Annotated in this window: 23 protein-coding genes and 3 tRNA genes; 12 read left to right on the plus strand and 14 right to left on the minus strand. The window is 39.5% G+C overall.

Going from position 1 to position 24,201, the window contains the following annotated elements; all coding sequences use genetic code 11:
* Positions 1 to 273: 273 nt before the first annotated feature.
* Positions 274 to 1,683, plus strand: a complete 1,410-nt coding sequence (locus tag OXU73_02220; GenBank protein ID MDD9868121.1) for a serpin family protein — start codon at positions 274 to 276, stop codon at positions 1,681 to 1,683.
* 523 nt (positions 1,684 to 2,206) lie between these two features.
* Here OXU73_02220 and OXU73_02225 read toward each other — a convergent pair.
* The 4 genes from OXU73_02225 to OXU73_02240 all read right to left on the minus strand — a co-directional run bounded on the left by OXU73_02225 (position 2,207) and on the right by OXU73_02240 (position 4,710).
* Positions 2,207 to 2,740, minus strand: a complete 534-nt coding sequence (locus OXU73_02225; protein MDD9868122.1) for a hypothetical protein — start codon at positions 2,738 to 2,740, stop codon at positions 2,207 to 2,209.
* Positions 2,741 to 2,860: 120 nt separating this feature from the next.
* A complete protein-coding gene (locus OXU73_02230) occupies positions 2,861 to 4,069 on the minus strand; it encodes an MFS transporter (protein MDD9868123.1) in 1,209 nt (402 codons plus the stop codon).
* A gap of 31 nt (positions 4,070 to 4,100) precedes the next feature.
* Positions 4,101 to 4,171, minus strand: a tRNA-Gly gene (locus OXU73_02235).
* 221 nt (positions 4,172 to 4,392) lie between these two features.
* Entirely contained in the window at positions 4,393 to 4,710 is a 318-nt protein-coding gene (locus OXU73_02240; GenBank protein ID MDD9868124.1) for a hypothetical protein, read from the minus strand.
* Positions 4,711 to 6,264: 1,554 nt separating this feature from the next.
* Between OXU73_02240 and OXU73_02245 the strand changes: the two genes are divergently transcribed.
* The 3 genes from OXU73_02245 to OXU73_02255 all read left to right on the plus strand — a co-directional run bounded on the left by OXU73_02245 (position 6,265) and on the right by OXU73_02255 (position 7,871).
* The gene (locus OXU73_02245) at positions 6,265 to 6,639 is read left to right on the plus strand and encodes a YraN family protein (protein MDD9868125.1); all 375 of its coding nucleotides are present in this window, start codon (positions 6,265 to 6,267) and stop codon (positions 6,637 to 6,639) included.
* A gap of 29 nt (positions 6,640 to 6,668) precedes the next feature.
* Positions 6,669 to 6,741 (plus strand) — tRNA-Pro (locus OXU73_02250).
* Between the two features lie 248 nt (positions 6,742 to 6,989).
* Positions 6,990 to 7,871: a restriction endonuclease gene (locus OXU73_02255; GenBank protein MDD9868126.1), complete on the plus strand. Its 882-nt coding sequence runs from the start codon at positions 6,990 to 6,992 to the stop codon at positions 7,869 to 7,871.
* 28 nt (positions 7,872 to 7,899) lie between these two features.
* On the opposite strand, the gene OXU73_02260 is transcribed toward OXU73_02255, so the two are convergent.
* Entirely contained in the window at positions 7,900 to 8,769 is an 870-nt protein-coding gene (locus tag OXU73_02260) for a M15 family metallopeptidase (protein MDD9868127.1), read from the minus strand.
* A gap of 66 nt (positions 8,770 to 8,835) precedes the next feature.
* Between OXU73_02260 and OXU73_02265 the strand changes: the two genes are divergently transcribed.
* The 4 genes from OXU73_02265 (at position 8,836) to OXU73_02280 (ending at position 14,084) form a co-directional block, all read left to right on the plus strand.
* Positions 8,836 to 8,906 (plus strand) — tRNA-Gly (locus OXU73_02265).
* 117 nt (positions 8,907 to 9,023) lie between these two features.
* Positions 9,024 to 11,417 (plus strand): VWA domain-containing protein, encoded by a 2,394-nt coding sequence (locus OXU73_02270; protein MDD9868128.1) that lies wholly within the window; start codon positions 9,024 to 9,026, stop codon positions 11,415 to 11,417.
* A gap of 22 nt (positions 11,418 to 11,439) precedes the next feature.
* Complete coding sequence (locus tag OXU73_02275; GenBank protein MDD9868129.1) at positions 11,440 to 11,862, plus strand: hypothetical protein; 423 nt, start codon at positions 11,440 to 11,442, stop codon at positions 11,860 to 11,862.
* A gap of 2 nt (positions 11,863 to 11,864) precedes the next feature.
* Entirely contained in the window at positions 11,865 to 14,084 is a 2,220-nt protein-coding gene (locus OXU73_02280; GenBank protein MDD9868130.1) for an AAA family ATPase, read from the plus strand.
* 56 nt (positions 14,085 to 14,140) lie between these two features.
* On the opposite strand, the gene OXU73_02285 is transcribed toward OXU73_02280, so the two are convergent.
* The 6 genes from OXU73_02285 to nusA form a co-directional block, all read right to left on the minus strand.
* On the minus strand, positions 14,141 to 14,419 hold the full coding sequence (locus OXU73_02285; protein MDD9868131.1) for an HU family DNA-binding protein: 279 nt from the start codon (positions 14,417 to 14,419) through the stop codon (positions 14,141 to 14,143).
* A 109-nt stretch (positions 14,420 to 14,528) separates the two neighbouring features.
* Complete coding sequence (locus tag OXU73_02290; protein MDD9868132.1) at positions 14,529 to 15,113, minus strand: ATP-dependent Clp protease proteolytic subunit; 585 nt, start codon at positions 15,111 to 15,113, stop codon at positions 14,529 to 14,531.
* Positions 15,114 to 15,150: 37 nt separating this feature from the next.
* The gene (locus OXU73_02295) at positions 15,151 to 16,110 is read right to left on the minus strand and encodes a trigger factor (GenBank protein MDD9868133.1); all 960 of its coding nucleotides are present in this window, start codon (positions 16,108 to 16,110) and stop codon (positions 15,151 to 15,153) included.
* Positions 16,111 to 16,365, minus strand: coding sequence for a hypothetical protein (locus OXU73_02300; GenBank protein MDD9868134.1), 255 nt, complete (start codon positions 16,363 to 16,365; stop codon positions 16,111 to 16,113). It abuts the gene before it with no gap.
* Positions 16,366 to 16,408: 43 nt separating this feature from the next.
* The gene (locus tag OXU73_02305; GenBank protein MDD9868135.1) at positions 16,409 to 16,927 is read right to left on the minus strand and encodes an inorganic diphosphatase; all 519 of its coding nucleotides are present in this window, start codon (positions 16,925 to 16,927) and stop codon (positions 16,409 to 16,411) included.
* A 24-nt stretch (positions 16,928 to 16,951) separates the two neighbouring features.
* A complete protein-coding gene (nusA, locus tag OXU73_02310) occupies positions 16,952 to 18,274 on the minus strand; it encodes a transcription termination factor NusA (protein ID MDD9868136.1) in 1,323 nt (440 codons plus the stop codon).
* Between the two features lie 102 nt (positions 18,275 to 18,376).
* Here nusA and tpiA point away from each other — a divergent pair, with 102 nt between their 5' ends.
* Positions 18,377 to 19,141 carry a triose-phosphate isomerase gene (tpiA, locus tag OXU73_02315; protein MDD9868137.1) on the plus strand — a complete coding sequence of 255 codons (765 nt, stop codon included), beginning with the start codon at positions 18,377 to 18,379 and terminating at the stop codon, positions 19,139 to 19,141.
* A gap of 15 nt (positions 19,142 to 19,156) precedes the next feature.
* On the plus strand, positions 19,157 to 20,260 hold the full coding sequence (gene pgk / locus OXU73_02320; protein MDD9868138.1) for a phosphoglycerate kinase: 1,104 nt from the start codon (positions 19,157 to 19,159) through the stop codon (positions 20,258 to 20,260).
* Positions 20,261 to 20,319: 59 nt separating this feature from the next.
* Here the strand turns inward: pgk and OXU73_02325 are convergent, their stop codons facing one another.
* The 3 genes from OXU73_02325 to OXU73_02335 form a co-directional block, all read right to left on the minus strand.
* A complete protein-coding gene (locus tag OXU73_02325) occupies positions 20,320 to 20,934 on the minus strand; it encodes a hypothetical protein (protein MDD9868139.1) in 615 nt (204 codons plus the stop codon).
* Between the two features lie 102 nt (positions 20,935 to 21,036).
* Complete coding sequence (locus OXU73_02330; protein MDD9868140.1) at positions 21,037 to 21,525, minus strand: dihydrofolate reductase; 489 nt, start codon at positions 21,523 to 21,525, stop codon at positions 21,037 to 21,039.
* Between the two features lie 103 nt (positions 21,526 to 21,628).
* Entirely contained in the window at positions 21,629 to 22,045 is a 417-nt protein-coding gene (locus OXU73_02335) for an HIT family protein (protein ID MDD9868141.1), read from the minus strand.
* Positions 22,046 to 22,089: 44 nt separating this feature from the next.
* Between OXU73_02335 and recJ the strand changes: the two genes are divergently transcribed.
* Positions 22,090 to 23,775, plus strand: a complete 1,686-nt coding sequence (gene recJ, locus OXU73_02340; protein ID MDD9868142.1) for a single-stranded-DNA-specific exonuclease RecJ — start codon at positions 22,090 to 22,092, stop codon at positions 23,773 to 23,775.
* Positions 23,772 to 24,200, plus strand: a complete 429-nt coding sequence (locus OXU73_02345; protein MDD9868143.1) for a ribonuclease HI family protein — start codon at positions 23,772 to 23,774, stop codon at positions 24,198 to 24,200. The genes recJ and OXU73_02345 overlap by 4 nt, the downstream gene beginning before the upstream one ends.
* The last annotated feature ends 1 nt before the right edge of the window (position 24,201 follow it).

Raw genomic sequence — 24,201 nt, forward strand, 5'->3', positions numbered from 1 at the left:
TAGAGCACCTGGCTTCGGACCAGGGGGTTGTGGGTTCGAATCCTGCCAGGCGCACCTCCATTTACTATCGCTCGTGGCTTCGCCACTCGCTTGGTTTTGCTCGCAATCGCTCACTTCGTTCGCTTCTATTTATTATCGCTCGCTCGTTCCACTCGCTCGCTTGACGCAACTCATAAATTCGTTGCGGTCGGACTTACATCCCAACAATCTATTACATTCGCAGGCTCGTTGCGGTCAGACCCAGACTTTTAAAATAATGGTATAATTATAAAAATGAATGTAAAAATACTCGTAGTCATATTAATTGTAGTCGCTGTCGCAGCAGGTGTTTTTATTGTCTCCCAACCTTCACTCAAACAAACCCCACAAAATCCAATTGTAGACATATCACCTACGCCTGAACCAACCCCCACCCCAACCCCCACCCCAACCCCTGACACCACACCTGAACCAACCCCTGACACCAACCCTGACTCACCAGCTTCGCCAAATGACAAATCAGACGAAAGTAAAACAACAACAAAAGACCCAAAAGATGGGGCAAAAATTTTAATAGACAACTTAGTAGACGCTAACAATCAATTTGCACTTGATATATACTCCGAGCTCATCAAACAAGAGAAGGGAAATATATTTTTCTCACCATACAGCATCTTTGTTGCACTGGCAATGGTTTATGAAGGCACCAAAGGAAAAACTGCAGAAGAGATACAAAAGACTTTCCATTTCCCAAAAGAAGACAAAACAAGAAGAAATTCCTTTGCCACAACTCACAAACGATTGAATGCAAAAAATGCTAAATACAAACTAAGTATCGCCAACGCCCTATGGGTTCAAAAGGATTACAAGTTATTAAAAACCTATCTTGATACCGTCAAAAAATATTATGATGGAAATGCAACCAACCTTGACTTTGTTGGGGCTACAGAAGAATCAAGAAAAACAATAAATTCATGGGTTGAAAAACAGACAAACGACAAAATCAAAAATCTCTTTCCAGAAGGAAGCCTTGACCAACTTACTCGCCTTGTTTTGACTAATGCAATTTATTTCAAAGGCAGCTGGGACGAACAATTTGATAAGAGTTTGACAAGAGAAGAGGATTTTTATGTTAATGCTGATAATGTCGTTCAAGTAAAAATGATGAGAAAAGAAGAAGAAGAACTGTTTAAATATACAGAGACAGACAACGCACAAATCATAGAACTACCCTACAAAGGAAAAGATCTGTCAATGTTAATCTTTTTACCAAAAGAAAAAGACGGAATAACATCTTTGGAAAATTCATTATCTATCCAAAATATTAATGAGTGGAGGAAGAATCTGCAGACACAAGAGGTATATGTGTATATACCCAAGTTTACTTTTAACGCGCGATACTCACTTAACAACACTTTATCAAAATTAGGTATGCCAACCGCATTTACCCCTGGAGCAGCCGATTTGTCAGGCATTGATGGTTCAAAAAACCTTTATATCGGAAGCGTTGTTCACCAGGCATTTGTTGATGTAAATGAAGAAGGGACAGAAGCTGCCGCTGCTACTGGGGTGAGTGTGAGTCTTAGCGGAGCATCCCCACCGCCACCCATCTTTCGTGCCGACCACCCCTTCATTTTTGTAATTCAAGAGAATAAAGAACAAAACATTTTGTTTCTTGGCAAGGTGGTGAATCCTGCAAGTTAAGTTTCATTACACACTCACAAAATAAATCCCGACGGACGAACGGAATAGGTTGCTGAGGTATAAGTCCGACCGCAACGAATTTATGAGTTGCGTCAGCGAGTGGCGAAGCCACGAGCGATAATAATAAAATGGGATATAAAATGGAAAGAGCCAGGGACCAGCATTGTGTGCTGGTGTTCCTGGCTCTTGGACGGGGTTCCCATAAGGCGAAAGATAATCTCTCAATCTATCACCTCGGCGGTGGGGGAACAAGTAGTTCGCGTCGGCGAACTAGTAAATATTACAAGGGGTGTTGTTGCAGCAACTCGGCTGCCCGACGTTGATTACAATCATATCGCATTCCCTCCTTTTTGGGTTTCTCATATCAAAGGTGCAACGGCAATACAATACTTGGATTGCCTCTACTTACATCCTATCATACCCCCTTGCTGATGTCAACCCCCACCCCGACCCACCCAAAAACAAACCCCCAAGGCACACATGTGCCTTGGGGGGTGGGAGTTCTTGCGAGAAGACTGTTGGTTCAGCCGCCGATTGTGTCATACATAGAAGTCGGTGGCTCATAGTCCCACGTATCCTGCTCAGCCATATCACCTGCAATCTTCTCTGCTTTGTTCCACGCTTCCTCCTCAGAATCGTAGGGCGATGACAGGTAAAATTTTTTCCCTGTCCCAACAAACCCGACTACCTGCCAAACGGAAGAAGGATGAGCCTTCACTTCTTCTACAGAAAACTCACATATGTTGTGTGCAAGCAGGGATTCCAGAGATTCACTACTGCATCTCTCAAAGACGTCTACAAAGTAGCATCGTAGCGACCCCACCAATTCTTTTCGTTTTGCATCTGCATCAGAAAAATTTTCGCAAGACTTTGACAGGTAGTGTCTACGAGCGCGGGTTTCTCCTTTGGGAGTACCTAAAAAATCCACGATATCCCCAATTACTCGCCACACACAGCCATCGTATTCTGTGTAGATCCTTGAAAGTTTGTATGGGTTGAGAATATGGGTGGGTTTACCAGCATAATCTCGTTCCCCATATGATTTTAAACATATCATCTCTTCACCTCCTGTTCCTTTTTCTACACGGCAAATCCGTGCAGTCCAACCACATATTAAACTATTAAAAATAGTTTGTCAAACATCAAAATCAATCGCAGACCCAATTCTGCCAATCAATTATTTAACTTGCACCAACGCAGCATTTACTGACTTGTGTTTACTGACTATGTATAAATACAGAGGAAGTAGTATTACGATAAAAATCAATCCCAAGTATATAAATCCGTATTGATACGACAATCGTTCAATTGTGAAACCGATACCAAAACTTGCTATCGCAGCGATAATTTGAATGATTTGTGCTTGGATTGATAACAGCGTAGATTTGAATTTACTTGTTTTTATAATATCAATCAAGTAGCTATTATCAACCCTATTCAACCCCCACCGAACTGCATCTATAACAATAAATGTTGCGACTGCAACTTGCCACGATGAAATAAAGCCCAAAGTTAGAATGAGAAGCGTATAAAAAATCAGCTGAAATCTGTAAAACCCAAAAAGCGACACCCTTTCTCTGATCTTTCCGCTATAAGCAGTCAATAATGAAGCAAACATTCTTCCCAAACCAAAAAGTACACCATACCAAATAACAGGCACTTCCAAAAATACTTGGTATGGAGCACGAAAGCCCTCAATACCAAACACAACCCCAGCAATAATTCCAGAAAACAAGGCGAAAACAAAAAAGTTTAAACGACAACCTTCTTTAACAACTTGCTTGAACTTCGTAACTTGAATTTCTTTTATCTTCTCTTGTGGAACAGACGGAGACACCAAAAGCGCAGCAGCGATTATGCCGATAACATTAAACACAAGTGCTACGACAAAAGGCGCTTTGAAACTGATGCTCACAAGAAAGGGCGTGAGTACTATGAATATGATAGGAACCATCAAACCAATTGAGCTTATCTTTCCCATAATTTTTGCATATTCATTTTCTCTTTTGAGAGCTTGCAGTGTCTCATACATAAAAGCATTACCAGTTCCACCAAAAAAGGCATATCCAATACTCATAAACACACCTCCAAGAATGAGAAAACCAATACTGTTCGCAAAAAGGAAAAAGAGTGTAGATGCGAGCATAAACAACCGCGACAACACGAGCGCTGTCTTGTGTCCGATTTTGTCAGACAGATACCCACTTGGAATCTCAAAAATGACTTGCGAAAAACTTCCAATAAGCAAGATGATACCAATACCCTCTGGCGTAACACCGGGGATTGTTAAATAGTAAGCACCAAGAATCGCAAGAAAAACCCTCTTGTTTGTGATTAAGAAAAGAGTGTATTTCCAAATATTTGATTGGAGATTTTTTTCTATCATTCTCTGAATTGTCGCAAGTGTGGAGTTGCGGTGCGAGTAGGGAGAATCGAACTCCCGTTATATCCTTGGCAAGGATACGTTCTACCACTAAACTATACTCGCAAGTGAGGTTAAATATTAAAAAACAAGTTTTTTAATATTTACACCGAGCGCCGCGAATATATCCCCAAGATATACTCGCAAGTGAGGCGAAGTCATCACCTCTTTTCTATAATATCAAAAACACAAAATAAATAAAACACCCAAAAACAAACCCCCAAGGCGCACCTGCGCCTTGGGGGATGTCGTCTCTGACCCACAAGTCCCCTTGGTTTGTTTAACCGTTAAGAAGGAACAAATACATCCATGTGGGTCTTAAATATGCCCTGACCACAGCTTGCCTCCTGTACCACACCGCTTTCTCCCTCCCTGGGCTTTCTTTCACCAATGGAGCGAACAGTGAGTGACCTTGGGTCTGCCCCTGTCGCAGACAAAATAACCTGGTAAAGCCCGCTAAGGCTGTGGTTCTTTGTCTCTCTGTATGCCTTAACGACCCTATACTCATCACCCTCTGCTTGATCTGGTATAATCTCACAGTTTTCGGGTTCAATGGGCTTGGAATCGTTTCTTGCACCGGGAGCAATCATCTCCCCCAATGACATTCTGGCATCATGAAGGGCTGAGCAACCAGACAACAAGACGACGAAAAGAAAAAGAGCAAAAGTATGCAAAGTGCGCATAATACACCCCACTGTTTTCTTTACCGCACAGCCAATCTGCACAGCTAATATTAAAAGTTAGCATATAGTATAAAATTTGTCAAACACATTCTTTAGGCAACAAAAAAACCACGCCTACGCGTGGTTTCAAAATAAAAATATAGAGGTGGAGAAGAAAGGTCGCAGAGCATGTGCTCCGTACCCAAGGAGGAGGCACGACCCACCTCTCCACAATAGAGAGAAAACTCGTAGAATACCAACACGACTTCTCCCCCATTCAAAGGAATAACCCTTCAAACATTAAAATTGTATAGTACACAAAAATATCCGTCAACAACAAAAAAACCACGCCTATGCGTGGTTTCAAAATAAATGGTGGAGGGAGAGGAGCTATGTCACCGCATGGCGAACCATGCGTAATGCCGTACACAACCCATCCCCTCCACGCACCGCTAACGAAACGACATGGATAACTCCTGCAGAAGGAGGACCACATTGCTTCATTTATTATGATATACCCTGCTAAAATATCTGTCAATATCCAGATTCTCTCAAGGTCAGATTTATAATCAATCACTCTATCCCCCACTTTTAGTATTAAAAAAAGGGATTGCAATTATCAGCACCATGCCTTCATTGGTAGATGAGGTCTAAAACCAACAACCGCAATCCCTTGGCTTTAGTGTAGGACTCCCGATTGCAATAAAAGATTGTACCTACGAGCCAATAATAACATTACACCAATTATCTCTTTTTGTCCACTTCTCTATTTACTACTTATTCTCCTATCTAAATTAGTTTTGTATAAAAATTTAGAGGGCCCTGGAGACTGACGGGATTTCTCCCATCAAATCTCCAAGACCCAAGGGGGTTATGCAAACCGTTGATCGCGTGGCCACGCTACTCCAGCTTCCCCTGGAGCTTTAGGGCAGCTAGCCATTTGACTAACTGTGGTTTCAAACCAACGGTCTGCGAGGTCGGTCAGTACTAACCGAACCCTAATATATATGGTATACCAAGTCGCAAGATTTGTCAACCCCCAGGGCTCGCGAAATCCAACTCATAAATTCGTTGCGGTCAGACTCACATCCCACAACCTATTCCGCTCCCCTGCTCACCCATCTCTTCCGCCCCATAAAATATAGGGCTATATGTCCGTGTACATACGTATGTACACGAACCTCCCCAAAATGCCTTATTTTGTGTAAAAAATGTTTCACGTGAAACATGTATGTACACATACACCCCCCAAAAGTGTGGAAAAGATGTTTCACGTGAAACATGTATGTGTACATACCCCCTAAATTTCCTTATTTTTTGGTGATGGGATGTTTCACGTGAAACATGTCTGTGTACATACCTCTCAAAAGCTGTGGAAAAGATGTTTCACGTGAAACATGTCTGTGTACATACCTCTCAAAAACTGTGGAAAAGATGTTTCACGTGAAACATTGACTGTTGATAAATGGTGTGTTGTTAGTGCAAAATATATGTGATATGGTTAATAATATGTTTATAACAAGCAAAGAAATCGGGATTATAGGTGAAAATATCGCCTGTAGATATCTCACCAAAAAGAAGTATAAAATAATAGAGAGGAACTATAGAAAAAAATGCGGAGAGATAGACATAATCGCAGAGAAGGATGACATCATATATTTTTTTGAGGTGAAAACTAATGAATTATCAAATAACTATATCAGACCAGAGGAAAGAATCACCCCCAAAAAACTCAGAAAAATAAAAATGACCGCTGAACTTTATCAGCTTGAAAAAAAGATAGAAAAAGATGTGGGCGTAAGATCAATCTCTGTTCTGATAGATGTGGAAGGGAAGGAGGCAAAAGTGTATATGCTAAAAAATATTTTATGAGTTATAGTATAAAAGGGTAGGGAGCAAATCGGGGAATGGTGTAACGGCTAACATTCTCGCTTTGGGAGCGAGCGACTCCGGGTTCGAATCCCGGTTCCCCGACATTAAATTATTACTTAATAGGGAAGAAGGCAGGAACTTTTTATTATCAATGTAAACGAACGAGCCCGTTAGGGCTATGGGTTCGGCGCTTTTTTCTTAACGAGCGAAGCGAGTTTAGAAAACAGTTTCACTTGCGAAGCAAGTGAAAAATCCCGGTTCCCCGACATTAAATTATTACTTAATAGGGAAGAAGGCAGGAACTTTTTATTCTTGCTTTATATAATAAATACATATATACTAAATTTGTTATGTCAAATGAACACTCAAAAAAAGTCCCACCTTTTGCTGACTTTTTTAATCCAATAATAAAAGCACTTAAAGAATTAGGAGGTAGTGCTTTAAGAAATGAAATTGAAAATAAGGTTATTGAAATAATGGGTATTACTGAAAAGCAGGTTAGTTATACATACAATAATAATGATAAATCTATAGTGCTTGATAGAATAGGCTGGGCACTATTTTATTTAAAGAAAGGCAAAATACTGAAGAGTGGCGGTCGTTCAATTTGGGAATTAGTCAAAAAAGACCAAAAAGAGATAGATGATGTAAAAGAGTTTATCAAACAGATTAATAAAGAGAGTAGAGAAAAAAAGAAATATCTTGAAGAAGAAAGTATTGAAATAACTCCACAAACAATTGAAGAAGAAAACTTTGATGAAATTCTCTTGAAAAAATTAAAAGAACTCACCCCTCTGGCCTTTGAAAAATTTTGTAAAAAATTACTTGAAAGAACTGGAGTCACAAATGTTGAAGAAACATCCTATTCAAATGATCGTGGTATAGATGGGACTGGTGTATTAAAAATACAAGGTTTGGTCAGTTTGCGTATAGCATATCAGTCAAAAAGATATAACGAAGTCACTGTTGCTTCTAAAACAATTAGAGATTTCCGTGGGTCTCTTCCTTCTAATGTTGATAAAGGTATAGTTATTACCACTGGAAAATTTACTTCGGCAGCAAGGAAAGAAGCAATTAGCTCAGAAAAATCAAAAATTATTGATTTAATTGATGGCGAGGAATTGGTAAATATGATGAAAGAATTTAAAATGGGAGTTGAAACTGAAGACATCAAATCCATAATAAATATTGATGATGAATACTTCAAGCAATTTGAAGAGGGCAAAAAATAAACAGGGAAGCATCCTTTATTCCCAAAACCTAATCAAAAGTATACTCAAGATACTCGTAAATATCTCTTTGATTCATATCGTAAAAAGTAATTCCGCTTCTATTTAATTCTTTTGCGAGTCGGACGCCAACAAAACGCCAGTGCCACGGCTCATATTGGTAATACGGATTGTCTTTTGGATAGGAGAGTGTAAAGCCATATTTATGAGCGTTTTTTGTAAGCCATCTGTATTGCTCTGTGTCTGCAAAAGCAATAGTAAGTAGCGGACCAGTTTTGCCGACAACATCAACCGTTGTTCCAAGCTGATGCTCTGACAAGCCAGGGTCTGCGACCGCCGGACTACCCGTTGCAGTTTTTATCCTCTTTTGATGGTCAAAAGATCTATATGCAGAGATAACAACTATATCAACACCATCATCCTCTGCATCATCAAGCATGTCTCTCAGATAATCAAGAACTTCAGATCTTATCCTTGCTTTTGTCACACTTCCGTGTAGATATTTTTTAGGAATGCTCACCAATGTGGCTGGGATGTAGTGCTCGTTCAAAAAGTATTCTCTGGAGTATTTATCCAAAATTTCCTTATCTGTGCTTTGTATTTTCGCAACTGACTCAACCTTTTTGGTGAATTTATTAACTGCTCTTTGTTGTTTATCAAAATCATCCTCAACCTCCTCAATTCCTTCGCTCAGCTTCTTTATATTGCTCTCGGTGAATCTTACACTGCTTGATATAACCTTTTCATTCTCCTCAACGCTTTCTTGGATTTCTGCGAGTGTCTGCTGTATCTCTCCAACCTTCTGATTTTGTTTTGTTATGAAATATCCTCCAAATACATACCCACCAGCGATGAGTATTACCAAAAAGCCATAACTGAAAAAATAACCTTGCTTCTTCATAATTTCATATATATGGTATCACATAAATGTGTATTTCTCACATTTGTGCTATATTTTAATATATCTGCGGGTGTAGTTTAGTGGTAGAATATCTGCCTTCCAAGCAGAGGACGGGAGTTCGATTCTCCCCACCCGCACAGAGATAAAAGAGGGGAGTGGAGTGGCTGTTAAATTCTGATGTCCTTCACTTTTCAAACAAACCCACCAGCGTTTATTTTTGGTTTAGAAATGAAATAATGTGCTAAAATATAGTAATGGAAAAACCTAAATTTAGAGGAGCAGATAGGAGGGGAACATCTATTTTAGAATCATCCCGAGAAAAAGAAATTTTGAAAAACTTTTCTCCAGAGGAAGCTAAGATTATAAAAGATAGAAAAAGTGTATTGTCAGCCTTGGGGTATTTCATAGGAAAAAATTTCTCTATGCCGATTGTTTTAGGATTGCCAAGTGAATCAAATCCGAGTGGTTGGCATTGGGGTAAGGCGAATGGAGAAAGTTATATACAAATAAACGCGAAAGATTTACTGGAGAAACCCATGGATTATTTGCGTTATCTTATTTCTCACGAAGGTGGGCATGAGCGAGTTTCCAGAGTAGGATTTATACCTCCTGAAGAATGGAAACAGCCTGGTTTTGCTCTTATGATGAACTCCATTGAAGATCCCAGAATGAACAACTTTGTCGCAGAGGCATATCCTCCAATTCGAGGATTGATGCATAAAGTTTATAAAGAAGAGTTTGGATCTGAAAAGAAGGGTGAGGAGCTTGCAAAGCAAACTTTAGGTTTTCAACCACTACATGCCCAAGCTTCTAGTGAATATATAAAACAATGGATGAGGCAAGAAAAAGGGCGGGACTTTAAGATAGACGGGGGTTTGCCAAAAGAAGTGAAAGATGTTGTCAGAAAAACTCTATCATCAGCTGCTCGTTCATGGAGGCTTTTTCCAACCAAAGATATGGCTGATGGAAAAGAATATGATGAGCTGGGATCAACGGGCGAAGAGTCCATCGTCCAACACGCCCGTGCATCCTATGAAGTAAATAAAAATGAAATTTGGCCAGAATTCAGAAAATTAATTGCTCAAGATATTGAAGATCAAAAAATACAGGAAACCATACAAGATATGAAAAATCAAAAAGGGCATGGGCAAGAACAAGCAGAAGAGCAAGAACAACAGCAAGGACAGGGAGGTGGACAAGGACAACAGCAGGAGCAAGAACAACAGCAAGGACAGGGAGGTGGACAAGGACAACAGCAGGAGCAAGAACAACAGCAAGGACAGGGAGGTGGACAAGGACAACAGCAGGAGCAAGAACAACAGCAAGGACAGGGAGGAGAAGGACAACAGCAGGAGCAGGGTGGTGCGTGCGCTGGGGGGCAATCACCAAGTATTCCCCAAAAATTAAAAGACAATCTTTCTTCTGAAGAACAAAGAGATTTAGAAAATGCCATCAATAACTCTCTTGGGCAGTCTGGGGAGGAGGGGCAGGGTGAAAGTAAAAATATCACACCAGTTCCCCTTGACTCATTGTCAGAAGAATTAAAACAAAAAATAAGAGAATACATTGAGTCATTGCCCGAAGGCGAAAGAAGAGAGATTGAAGAAAGGGCAAGACAAGCCATAAAGGAATTTAATGATGCTTTAAATAAAGAGCTGGAGGGTAAGTTAACCAAAAATCCAGAAGAGATAGAGGCTGAACAAAAAGAACAGCAAGCACAAGCACAAGAAACCCAAGAACAAGCAGAAGAGCAAGAACAACAGCAGGGACAGGGAGGAGTACAAGGACAACAGCAGGGGCAAGGACAGGAACAGCAAGAACAGCAAGAGCAAGTGCAAATATATGATGACACCGAAGGCGAACCATCCGAAAACAATGCTGCTAACCAAGAACCAGAAAAACACACTACCAGAAGGTGGAGAGAACATTTTCGCCAAGATTTTCATGAGGATATGAATGCATATAGAGAATATCGCCAAAATTTATTAGCACTTATTAATAAAACAAAAAATGATTTTAAGCGCATATTGATACCACAAAAGAGTACTTGGCAAGAGGGGCATAAGGTAGGAGGTAGAATCAATATCGGTCGACGCATTCAAGAAAAAGCAAAGGGTATTTCGGTAGTGGAAAGCAAGGCGTGGCAAAGAAGAGAACATCCAAAAAAAAATAGATATGCAATCTCTCTGCTGGTTGATTTGTCAGGCTCTATGTGGGGAAGAAGTATCGAAGAAACCTTTAAATCAGTTATTGTGCTTGTTAATGTCTTGAACAGCTTGGGAATTAATACAGAAGTGCTTGGTTTTAATGATGAATTGAGTGAATATCAAAATTTTGGACAGCCAATGTCAGAAGAGGTAAGAGAAAAAATAAGCGGAATGATTCAAGCAGCTGACGGAGGAACTAATGTTTATCGTGCAACAGATATTGCTTTGGAACGGCTCTCAAAACAAAGAGAAGAACAAAAGATGTTGATAACTCTCAGCGACGTTGAATTATCTGAACTACAGGATCTTGTAGAAGAAAAAGAGAAAACGCTTAAAAACACAAATATTACCCACATAGATATTGGTACGGTTGATGGCAAGACCGTTGGGGAAATTATAGAAAACATAAAAAAATTGATTGAGAAAGAAAAGACAACATAAGTATGATATTATTAATATATCTATGGAAACCTTAGACACAGAAAAACTTCAGACCTTTATTTCTGCTATTCCATTAGTATCAAGAGAAGTTGGGTTGATTATCGCAGAAAACATGAAGGAGATGGATGGGTATTCTAATATTTTGGAAATGAATGGCATGACCAAATTGTCATCTTTTTTGGAATACAAAAATGTTAATAATGGCTATTATATTGTTGTTAACGAAGACAATTTCAAACAAACATACGACTTTGTGTGTCAGTACCCATCAACGATAATTTCTTTGTTTGATCCTAAAACCGCAGAAACTATCGTAATACATCCCAATTACACACATCCAGTAATAGTTCTTATTGAAAAAGATGACTTGAACACAGTGCTGAAAAATTTTGATTTGTTTGGTCGAGTGGGTCTGGTTTATAGACCTAAGAACTTTTTGCAATAATTATGAAAATTATTAGGTCACAAGAAAAATTGGCTAAGGCAAGAAATGAAGTATCGGAAGCATCAACGCCAACAAAAAATCCGACATTGGGAAACTTGGATGGATTTAAAGAAGTGAGAGCAAGGTTAAGAGGTACCCCTGTAGAAGAAATGCTCACAAGCGTCTCTTACAGTGGTGTAAAGTTAGAAAAAGCTAAAGACCAAACAGGCGTTTGGGTCCCAAGGCGAGAAGAGTTTAAATTTTATGTTAATAGCAATCATTCTCTAAGATTACAAAAAGATATTGCTACAGCTTGGAGGTTAAGGCAGTCTATGCTTATTGAAGCAGGGACATCTTATGGAAAAACTACAACTATTGAAAAAATGTGTGCCGAACTTGGGTATGAATATCACTATGTAAATCTCCATGAACAAATAGATGTAGAAAATTTCATGGGTCGTTATATCCCCAACATAAATCGTAAAACAGAAAATGATCCAGAATATGTGTTTAAGTATGGACCTGTTTCAAGGGGTTTGATACAGGAAGAAGGCAAGGTGAAAGTGATAGTGCTTGACGAAATAAACACCGTAGAAGGTGGGGTTTTAAAAAGATTAAATGAAGTGCTTAATGCTGTTGAACGAAGCGGAACAGTAACTCTTACTGAAGATTCCTCAGAACAAATCCATGTCGACCGAGAAAAAACGATAATTATTGGCACAATGAATCCCAGTGGTGAGGACTATCATAGCACAAAGCCTCTTTCCAAAGAGCTCATTAACCGTTTTTTATATAAGAAACTTGAAAAAATGACGGAAGAAGACATACATTCTATTATCATGACAATAAACGGCTTTTCGCATCACAACAACAGAGAAGAGGAACTTGCGATGGAAGCATATAAAGAAATTCCTGGTATAAAAGAAATGATTGAAAAATATGCAGAATTCCATATTGCTGTCCAAAAACTCTTGGAAAAAGGAGAATTGGCTACAGATCAAGATCAAAAAATTGTTTTTGACACTCATCGCGAACCTGAACGAATCAAAGAGCATATAGCAGAATTCTATACAGGAGATATTAATGAAACAATGCAAGATGCATTGGACTTTACTTACCTGGGCAGATTATCTTCTAAAGAAGACAAAGAAAAAGTGAAAGAGTTGGCAAAGGTTGTCCGAGTAGAGATCAAGCCCAAAATATCTCAACGCCAAGGTCTTGAGAAAGCAGAAGTAGAGGGCAGGGATGCTGCAGAGTTTTTGGGTAAGTTCATTAATGTTCTTGATAATAATCCTAATCTAATAGATTCAATACATTGGAATTGGCATATTACCAACGAAGGTCATGTGGACATGAAGGTTGGGGTATCCGATCTGAAAGAACTTGGTATAAATATAGATATTGATGCAATAGAAGGGTCAGACCAACCAATCTCATCATCCGTCAAGGAAGGTATGGGCATCAAAAACCTAATAAAGGAATTGGAAGGTAAGAATGTTCTCTCTGTAAGAACTGGAGATAATTGGAGGTTAAAAATCCTCCCAAAAGAATATGGGGAACAAGAGGACAAAATAGGGCAAGAAATACTAAAAAAAGTAGGAGGCAGAGATCCGCAGATTTTGAATAAAATGTTTTCCAATCGAGAGCTTAAAAAGAATTTTGGTAAACAACATGATAGAGAAACTATTAAATGGATTTTTGGAAAAAGAGGGTTTATAGGGGTTCATGCTTTGGGCTTGGCTAAGTATGTGGATAAAAACTATATTGATATGGCAACATCATATGATATAGGAGCAGAACAATACAGATCACAAGGTGTAGACCCCATGCTGAGGGTGATAGGAGACAGAAAGGTTGCTCTTTTAAATAATAAAAATATTTTTCAAATAAAAATCCTTCCAGAAAGTATATTTGATGAAATGCTTGGCCAAGGTTCTGGAAAGTTTCTGAAAAAGGTTGGTAAGATTTTCCCAAAAGATACTTTAGAAAAGTTTTCGTGGACGATTACCAACAAGGGTTTTGTGGATATGAAATGTAGTATAAAAACTCTGAAATCTATGGGTGGAAGTGTTGATAAAGAAGTAAGTTACTTGCACAACCCAGAAAATGGAGAACCGTATGAGGAGCACTTTGGAGAGATACGCTCAACGGGTGAGGGTATAGGACCTCTGGGATCTGACTTATTGAATAAAAAAGTTGTCTCTTTAAATAGTAATGGTAACTGGGTATTAAAAATCCTTTAGCAAAATAAAAAATAGTCCCTCAAGAGAAGGACTATTTTTTATTGAAAAAACAGGGTTTATTTTTTCGCAACTGCCTCCTTAAATGGCTTTGCTACCCTGAATTTTACAACTCTTGAAGCGGCTATTTTTATTGATTCACCTGTTTTTGGATTTCTTCCCATTCGTGCTGCGCGCGCTTTTGAGACGAATGCTCCAAATCCAGCAATGGCGACTTCGTCACCTTTAACCACTGAATCCATGATTGTGCTAAACACAAAGTTTACAAGGCGTTCCGCTTCGGCTTTTGAACAGCCGCATTCTTCGCTTACTTGTTCTACAAGAAGTGCTTTATTCATAAGAGCTCTTTATTTTCTTTATATGGCTTGTTAAACAGGGGTTTTTCCCTGATAGTATTAGTATATTATAGAAATACACATATAGCAAAATATAGGGTTTATTGGGGTATTAGTCTTTATTTGTGTATACTTGGTCAATTATCCCGTAAACCTTAGCTTTTTGGGCTGTCATAAAGAAATCTCTTTCTACATCTTCCGCTATTTTTTCAAGGGTTTGGCTGGTATTTTTGGCTAATATCTTGTTTAAGCGCTCTTTTGAGTCAATTATATGCTGGGCGCGTATGTTTATATCTGTTGCTTGTCCTTCAATACCGGATGCATGTGGCTGGTGAATCATTATTTCTGAGTTTGGCAGTGCGGTCCTTTTTCCTTTCTCGCCGGCAGAGAGGACGATTGCTGCACCAGATGCCGCCAAGCCCACACAGGTTGTGGTAACTGGTGGTTTGATAAATTTCATCGTGTCCAGTATCGCGAGTGTTGATGATACAGATCCTCCAGGGGAGTTTATGTATATTGATATTTCTTTTTTGTTATCTTCAGAAGCAAGAAAAAGAAGCTGGGCTATTATGAGGTTTGCCATGCTGTCTTCAATAACTCCTCCTAAAAATATAATCCTGTCTTTCAGCAAGCGGGAATATATGTCGTAAGCCCTTTCGCCTTTGTTTGTATTTTCAATTACTGTTGGTATTAACATAGTTTTTATATTAATGTCATTCAATACTTTTGTCAACTTATATCGTTGTTGGTATCAATTCTTCAAGAAAATTAAAAACTTTCTCATTTCTCAATACGGCTTCTATATATGGTCTTAGCTGTTTTTCATCGGCATCTTTGTAATGCTTTTTTACTTTCGCCAGATGCTCCTCAATTTCTTTTTCATCTGGTTTTATGTTTTCTTTTCTTGCTATCTTCTCAATAATTAATTCCATTATTATTCTTTCCTTTGCTTCTCCTTTCCATTTTTCACGCAACTCTTCTTTTGTTATGTTTTCTTTTTTCAGGTAGTCCTCAAATGTCATTCCCATCTTTTCTGTGTCTTCTTTTATTCTTGAAATCATTATTTCCAGTTTTGAATTGATAAGAATTTCAGGAACTTCCAATGAAACAGCGCCAACAATTGCTTTTGCGATACGAACACGCCTTCTTTGTTTTGCCATTTCTGTTTTTCCTTTCATTATCGCTTCCTCTGCGTGTTTTCTAAGGTCTTCCTCGTTTGTTTGGTCGTCTTTTTTTAATTGTGATACGAAATCTTCAATTTCTTTTTTCTCCACCTTTGGCGGATCTTCTGGTATTTGTTGTCTTGATATTGCTTTGTAGTCGGGCAGTTCAAAATTTGGAATTATTATCATCTCAATTTCAAAAGGTATGTCTATGCCTTTCGCCATCTTTTTGAAAACAACTCGCGGCTCTCCTATCACATCAAGTTTTTCTTTTTTTAATATGTCAATGTATGTTTTTTTTATTATAGATTCTGCTACACGCGATATAACCTGCATCTCGCCTCCGAAGTGCTCTACAACCTTGTCATCTGGCGCTTTTCCAACCCTAAAACCTGAAATTTCTACGGTCTTTTTGGCATTCTGAAGAAACCCATCAAAATTACTTTCTATTTCTTTTTGAGGGATTGTGCCGCTTACTTTTGCAGATGTGTCTTTTCTGACAACCTCTATGTTCCATTCGCTTGTATCCATTTATGGTATTTGTGGTGCCTCTGTTGGCGGATCGCTCAGAATTTCCCAGTTTGTTCTTCCGTTGTCTTCAACTATTGCGGTTTCGTCCTCGTAATCAACTGCTTCTATTATTTCTATGTCAACTTCTTCCTGTATCGCTTCTCTTTGTTCAACTCTAGACTTGTATGCATTGTATAGTGTAAATAAGCCACCTATAATAAAAACACCTATTATTATAAAAATTGCTACTACTGGTCCATACTCAAAATCAGCCATATAAAAAATAGTACCACGAAAGTAAAAATAATTCTACTTCTCCCTATTTTGACTTTTCGTACATCTCTCTCGCCTCCTCAAATGCTTTTTTCGCTTCCTCTGCGCCTTCATATCCTTTAATCTCTACTTTTACATTTTGCAGACCTTTGTATGTCTCAAAGAAGTGTGCGACTTCTTTTAGTGTGTGAGAGTTTATGTCGTCTATGTCCTTGACTTTGTCCCATCTTGGATCATGTGTTGGAACTGCTATTACCTTATCGTCTGAGTCGCCGTCGTCTATCATTTTTAAGAGTCCGACAAAACGAGCCCTAACCACGATGCCTGGAGAGAGGGGAAATGTGGTAAGAACTACGCAGTCAAGCGGGTCGTCATCATACCAAAGGGTCTGTGGGATAAACCCATAATCTACGGGATAGTCCTGTGCTGTGTGAAGTGCTCTGTCAAGCGCGATGAGCCCCGTTTTTTTGTCTATCTCGTATTTGTTTCTTGAATGGCGCGGTATCTCAATTATTACTGTTGCCTTTTCTTTGTTTCCTGGGTCTATTTCGTGTATAAGATTCATAATCGTTTTTTAGTATATCACAAATTAATCTGACTTTTTTGCACTTGAGCTTTCACCTTCACTTTCTTCTTTGCTTTCAGTTTCACCGACTTCATTTTCACTGACTTCATTTTCTTTTGTCACCTCGCTGTCTTTCGCTTCGCTCACTTCGTCATTGTCCGCTTCTTTCTCTTCAGCATCAGCAGAAGCACCAACACCTTCACCAACACCTTCACCCTCACCACCTGTTTCTGCATCATCTGTCGCGCCTTCAACTTTCACCGACTCAATGTCTATGCTCCATCCTGTGAGTTTCGCGGCAAGACGAACATTTTGTCCGCCATGTCCTATTGAAAGTGATATTTGGTCTTCTGGAACAAAAACTTTGGCGCTGTTGTTCTCTTCATCCAAATCTATGGATGTGATTCTTGCTGGGGATAATGCTTCCTCTATGAAGGTGGCTGGGTTTGCTGACCATTCTATTACATCTATTCTTTCTCCATGTAGTTCGCCTGTTACCATTGAAACTCTTACACCGTGTTGACCTATGAGTGCGCCTACAGGGTCAATCCTGTCGTTATCACTTGTTACTGAAATTTTTGTCCTTGAACCTGCTTCACGGGCTATGGACTTTATGGTGACATTTCCGTTTGCAACCTCTGGGGACTCAAGCTCAAACAGTTTTACCACAAACTCTGGTGCGCTTCTTGAAAGGGTGACAAAATTTCCTCTGCTTGCCTCTGTGTTTACATTAAGAACATACGCTTTTATGATTTCCCCTTGCTTGAATCTTTCGTTGGGTATCTGTTCGTTGTAGGGAAGTATCGCCATTGTTCTTCCAAGATCTATAAGTATATTTCTTCTTTCAAATCGTCTGACCGATCCAGAAACAATAGTCCCTTCTTTTTCTGAGAATTCGCTAATCACAGTTTCTTTTTCTGCTTCGCGTAGTTTTTGTGTGATTATTTGTTTTGCGTTCTGTGTCGCGATTCTTCCAAAAGAAGAATTCTTTTTGATGGGAAAACTAAGCGCCTCGCCAACTTCTATGCTACCTTTTATTTTTTTTGCATCCTCAAGCATTATGTGTCTTTCGGGATTGAAATGAACTCGCGTGTCTTCCTCGCTCTCCACCTTTTCTCCCTCGGGTAAAATTCCCGACTCATCTATCACAATTTTTTTCTGCTCAAAAGAGATGTCCCCCGTGTCTGTGTTGAAGGTTGCTTCAATTATTTGGTCGGGCTTGCCGTATTCTTTTTTGTAAGCACTCTCAAGAGCCCGCTCAATAGCGTCTATAAGGTGTGCGCGTGGAATACCACGCTCTTCTTCTATTTGGTCTATTGCGACTTTTAATGTTTTTAAATCAAGCATATCAATAAAAAACCGACGCAAGCGCGTACGGCATTAATCTACCCCCTAACTCTATATTATTTAGCAGGTTTTAGTCAAGTGGTGATATAATGATTTACATATATGGCTTATAATAAAGTTTTTATCGGCAATTGGAAGGTGTCCCCTAAAACCGAGAAGGAGGTGGAAAAACTACTAAAATCAATAAAATCAATAAAGCATCCCACCAACAACCTAATCACCATCTGCCCATCATTTGTTCATTTATCAATCGCTGCCGACCTACTTTCAAGGTCAAGGGTGGTTCTTGGCGCACAGGATGTTTCGGCATACGGCGGCACCGCAAACACAGGCGAGGTTTCTGCTGAGATGTTGGAAGATTTTGGTGTGTCTTTTGTTATTGTCGGTCATTCAGAGAGAAAAGCGATGGGTGAGAGCAATGAAAAAATTTTAAGAAAAATAAAATCAGCTTTGTCTCACAAAATAACACCCATCGTTTGTATCGGTGAGCATGAAAAAGCAACTGACGGTTCTGCACTCAGAGAAATAAACGAACAGATGGTCTCTCTGTATGAAAATCTTACAGAAAGAGAAGCCAAACAAACAATGATTGCCTATGAACCAATATGGGCAATAGGCGACGAAGCAGTTAGCACTCCAACACCACACGAAATACACGAAACAGTTTTGTTTATAAGAAAAATAATAAATGAAATGTATAATCGTTCAATGGCGTTCTCAATAAAAATTCTCTACGGTGGTTCTGTAAACGAAACAAATGCTAAAGAATTGTTTGTTAACAGCGACATAAATGGTTTTATCATTGGTAGAGCAAGCACTGACCCATCAAAACTCTCAGAAATAATAAAACAGGTGAATAGTAAATAGTGTCTTCGCCACAATATGTCTCAGAAAAATTTTACATCAATCAAAGAGGGCGAAAATGTCTTAATCCGTTCTTCTCTCAATGTCCCAATTTCAGACGGCAAGATCCAGAGCACTTTTAGGCTTGAACAATCAGCACGGACAATCAAAATCTTGTCATCAATGGGCGCAAAGACTATTGTGATAAGCCATTTAGGCAGAGAGGGCAAGTCGCTTGAGAATGTCGCAGAGAAACTATCGGTAAAAAACACCTTTGTCCCAGACATTTTGGGGGATGTAGCACAGTCGGCAATTCACAATATGAAAAACGGAGATGTTGTCGTCCTTGAGAATTTAAGACAAAACATAAAAGAGACCTGTTGTGATAAAGAATTTGCAAAGGAACTTTCAAAATACGCCTCTCATTATGTTTTTGACGATTTTTCTGTCGCGCATAGGAATCACTCATCTGTCGTCCTCCTGCCTCAGCTTCTTGAGTCATACAGGGGAATTCGTTTCAAAGAAGAGATTTCCGTTTTGTCTAAGACAATCAACCCATCGCCCTCATCACTTTTGGTTTTGGGTGGCGCAAAGACAGAAACAAAGATACCAATTCTTGAGAAATTTTTATCTCGCTATAAAAAAGTTTTTGTCGGTGGCGTCCTTTTGAATGCCTTGTTAAAAAGAGCACACTTTTCTGTCGGTCTTTCAAAAGTTGGTGACAAACTTCCAGACAAAAATATTTTTGGTAATCCTAAAATTATCTCGCCTGTTGATTTGGTGGTGTATTCAGAAAAAAATGGCGACAGAGTTTGTTCAATCAATGATGTTCAAGAAAATGAGGTCATAGTTGATGTAGGTCCATCAAGCGTGAAAAATTTAATTGATGAGGCGAAAAAATCAGACACAATTGTTTGGAACGGACCTTTGGGCTGGTATGAAAAAGGTTTTTTGCAACAGACAAAAGAATTTGCAGAAGCACTTTTGTCTGTTAAGTCAGAGATTGTCATAGGAGGAGGGGACACCGTTGCTTTAATTTCAGAAAACAATGTTGCTGATAATGTATTTTTATCAACCGGAGGAGGTGCAATGCTTTATTATCTTTTGCACGAAACTCTGCCCGTTGTTGCGGCTTTGAAATAAAAAAGCCCCCACTCAGTGCTTGCAGAAATGCAGGCACAGAGTGGGGTTTGGTGTTGGCTTTAGGCCACTACGGGTTCGGAGAGGATGTCAGCGATGACCACCTCGCCCTTCTCCAAGGGAAAGTCTGCTGGTATGTCGATGACTTTTTGAAGACTCCAATAGGGTTTCCCATCGACATCTTTTCTGCCAACATGAAAAAGATGAAGCGGACTGAGAAACCTAACCGCTCTCCATCTCCTGTATGCCGCAGCATATGATTCGCCATCAGCACACATGTCTTGAAGGTTGCAGACGAGGATGCTTCTAAACTCCTCCTGATCTACATGCCAACTTTTGTACCAATCACTGCTGTCTCTGTGGACCATACAGTGTGAGGGAGGCTGGCATATGGGGTCGTCTTGACTCATCGCACCCGTTTCCTCAAGTGGTATGTCAAAACCCATAAACATGCCAGGACTCTCTAAAGAACCAACTTTCTCCGATGCATAGACCCTTTCCACGCCCGCCCAACGCTTCAGACACAATGCCAAATTCCTTTCGGAAATATTTTCGGCAGTACGAACATCAGCAGGGATAAAAAAGAAGCGTGCAAAACGAAGGTATTCGTCTACCTTGACGACTTGGTCGTCAAGTGCCTGGCTTTTGCCAGGGTGGTGATAGATACTCATCTCCATTCCTCCTATTTTGAAAGACCAGTTCTACCCCAAATCTACCACAAGACCACAAATAAAGCAAGACCCCCTATAGATTGCGGAGCAATCTATAGGGGGAATTAGTCAGAGCCACTTTCTTTTCAGGGCTTGAAAGACCATTTCGTTTTTGTTTTTTTCATCAATCGGGTGAGGAATATTTTCCACCAACTCCCACTCGTTTTGTCTGATTTCGGGAAAGAAAGCATCACCTTCCACATCAGCATCAATCACCGTGCGATATAGCTTGTCGCAGAAAGGCAGAAAGAGTTTGTAGATCTGTTCGCCACCAATGATGAAGATTGGCTTGTTGCCCAGAAACTTTGACACCCCTTCCTCACTTGAAACCCACTCAAAACCTGATTGACTGTAAGGACTGCGACTCATAACCACATTTGTGCGATTGGGAAGCGGTTTTTCTATAGAGTTCGCAGTTTTCCTTCCCATCACGACCGTGTGTCCCAAAGTAACTTCTTTGAATCGCTTTAGGTCTGCTGACAAGTGCCACGGAGTTTTTCCTTTGAAACCTATCACACGCCTTTCGTTGTGTGCGACAATCATGTGTATCCTGTTCACAAGATTCCTCCTTTTTGTAGAACAAAGTAAGTTTTCATATCACACGAAAACTTCCGACAAAATTATAACAACTAAAAAATGTTTCTGCAACTTTCCAACTTTTCTACTCAACACTATTTTTTATTTTCTCTGTAATTTCTTCCTGCTCTTTTTCGTCTGCATATTTTGTATGTTTTGACGGATTAAAAACGCCATCGTTTTTGAAACGGGGGATTATGTGTGCGTGCAGATGGAACACAACCTGCCCTGCGGATTCATCGTTGTTTATAACCACATTTACACCGTCAGCATCAACCGCTTTTTTCACAGCCCGTGACATTTTTGAGATGGTTTCCATAAATGAACCACAATCTTCTTTTTTCAGTTCGTAAATATTTTTGTATGGAGTTTTGGGAATCACAAGGGTATGACCCTTGTTGTTGGGGTTTATGTCTAAAAATGCGATAGTTGAATTGTCTTCATACACTATACTCGCTGGAAGCTCCTTGTCAATTATCTTTTGAAAGATTGTCTTTTCCATAATATATAATTCTGGTGGTATAAATATATTATCATAATAGGTATATGAATGACTATCAATTAAGAGAACCGATTTCGCCAAGTATATCAAGCGCGTTGTCTGAATATGACTCTCTTACCAAAATTTTGCTTTCTGCTCGTGGGATAAATTCTTCAGAAGAGGCAGAAGAGTTTTTGAATGTGGAATACAAAACTCACGACCCTATGTTGTTTATGGATATGAAAAAAGCAGTGGATCGTTTTAATACCGCAATTAAAAACAATGAAAAAATAGTGGTGTTCTGTGACTACGATGGCGACGGAATACCAGCTGCCGCTTTGATGTCTTCTTTTTTTCAGCTTATAAAACACGATAATGTAATTTTTCGCATACCTGACCGACATAGCGAGGGATACGGTCTTTCTGAAAAAATAGTAGAGGAGTTTGATGATGTATCTCTCATAATACTGATTGACTGCGGGATAAGAGATAATGATGCGATAGAAAGTGCGAACAAAAAAGGAATTGACACGATAGTTATAGATCACCACCTGCCTTCAGAGAAATTGCCCAATGCGTTTGCAATAATAAATCCAAAAAGGGAAGAAGATTCTTATCCAGAAGAAGATTTGTGCGGTTGTGCTCTTGCGTTCAAATTCGTTCAGGGGGTTCTCAGTGAAAACAGGTATTCTCTGAAAGAGGGCGCAGAAAAATGGCTTCTTGATTTGGTTGCCATCGCGACTGTTGCAGACATGGTTCCTCTTCGTGGGGAGAACAGGATACTTGCGCGTTTCGGTCTCATAGTTTTGAGAAAGACCCAACGATACGGCTTGCGCTCTTTGATGTCTATCCTTAAACGACCCATACAGTCAATAACAGAGGACGATATTGGCTTTGTCATCGCCCCTCGGATAAACTCAGCATCTCGCATAGGTGATCCCTATGATGCTTTTAAGATGTTATCAAGCAACGACCCTGCAGAAGCACACAATCTCGCCGTCAAACTGAACGATTTAAACAAAAGAAGGCAGGGTTTGGTGGCTTCAGTCACAAAGACCGCAAAAAAGGTGGCAGAGACAAAAGATAGTTCAATGTCTGTATGGTGTTTTGGACAAAGCGACTGGCGACCCTCAATCGCCGGTCTTGTCGCATCTTCTCTGGTGGATCAATACAACAAACCTGTTTTTGTGTGGGGTCGTAGTGGCAGTGGAACAATAAAAGGATCTTGTCGGGCTCCAAACGGTGTCAATCTTATTGAGATAATGAATAAGGCACAGGAATCAAAAAATATATTTACAGAATATGGCGGTCATAAAGTTGCTGGCGGTTTTACAATAGATGAAAAAAAACTTTTTGAAGTTGAAGCCGCACTGTCTGTGGCATTTGAAAAAATTCCTTCTGAAAGTGAGGAAGGTGAAAAAATTGCAGATGCAGTTCTTTCATTTGATACACTGACTGAGATATTTAATGAATGTCTGAGTAAGTTTGCGCCTTTTGGTCGTGGAAATGAAAAACCACTTTTTGTTTTTGAGGATGTTTATATTAATAATGTTACAAAGTTTGGCATTGGTGGAAGGCATGTAAGATATGAGCTCAAAGATAAAAAAGGAAATGTTGCAAAGGGAATATCTTTTTTCTCATCTGTCTTGATTGAGGAAGGTTCTAACACAACACTTGTCGCCTACCTTGAAAGTTCCCTAAACTCAAACAAACCAAGTTTAAGAATTATTGATTATAAAAAAACTATATGACAAACCCGACCTATACAATATACACAGATGGCGCATCAAGGGGGAACCCAGGACCTGCTGGTTGTGGCGCGATTGGTTATTGTGAAAATGGCGCTGAGATGTTTAGGGTCTCTAAGTTTTTGGGAAACCAGACGAACAATCAAGCAGAATATGAGGCAGTGTTTTTGGGCTTGGTTGAGCTAAAAAGGAGGGCAAAGGATATTAAAGATGTGGTTGTTGAGGTAAAAATGGATAGTGAATTGGTCGCGAGACAGATCAAGGGGGAGTATCAGATAAAAGAACCCACCCTTTTTCCACCATATATCGCAATTCATAATTTCATAGTAAAAGAAAAACCATCCATAGTCATAACTCATGTTCCACGAGAGGAAAACAAAGAGGCAGACAAATTAGCAAATCTTGGTATTGATAAAAACGGACGATAGA

The sequence above is a fragment of the Candidatus Campbellbacteria bacterium genome (genome assembly GCA_028817035.1).
GTDB lineage: Bacteria > Patescibacteriota > Minisyncoccia > Phycocordibacterales > JABAAK01 > JAPPQH01.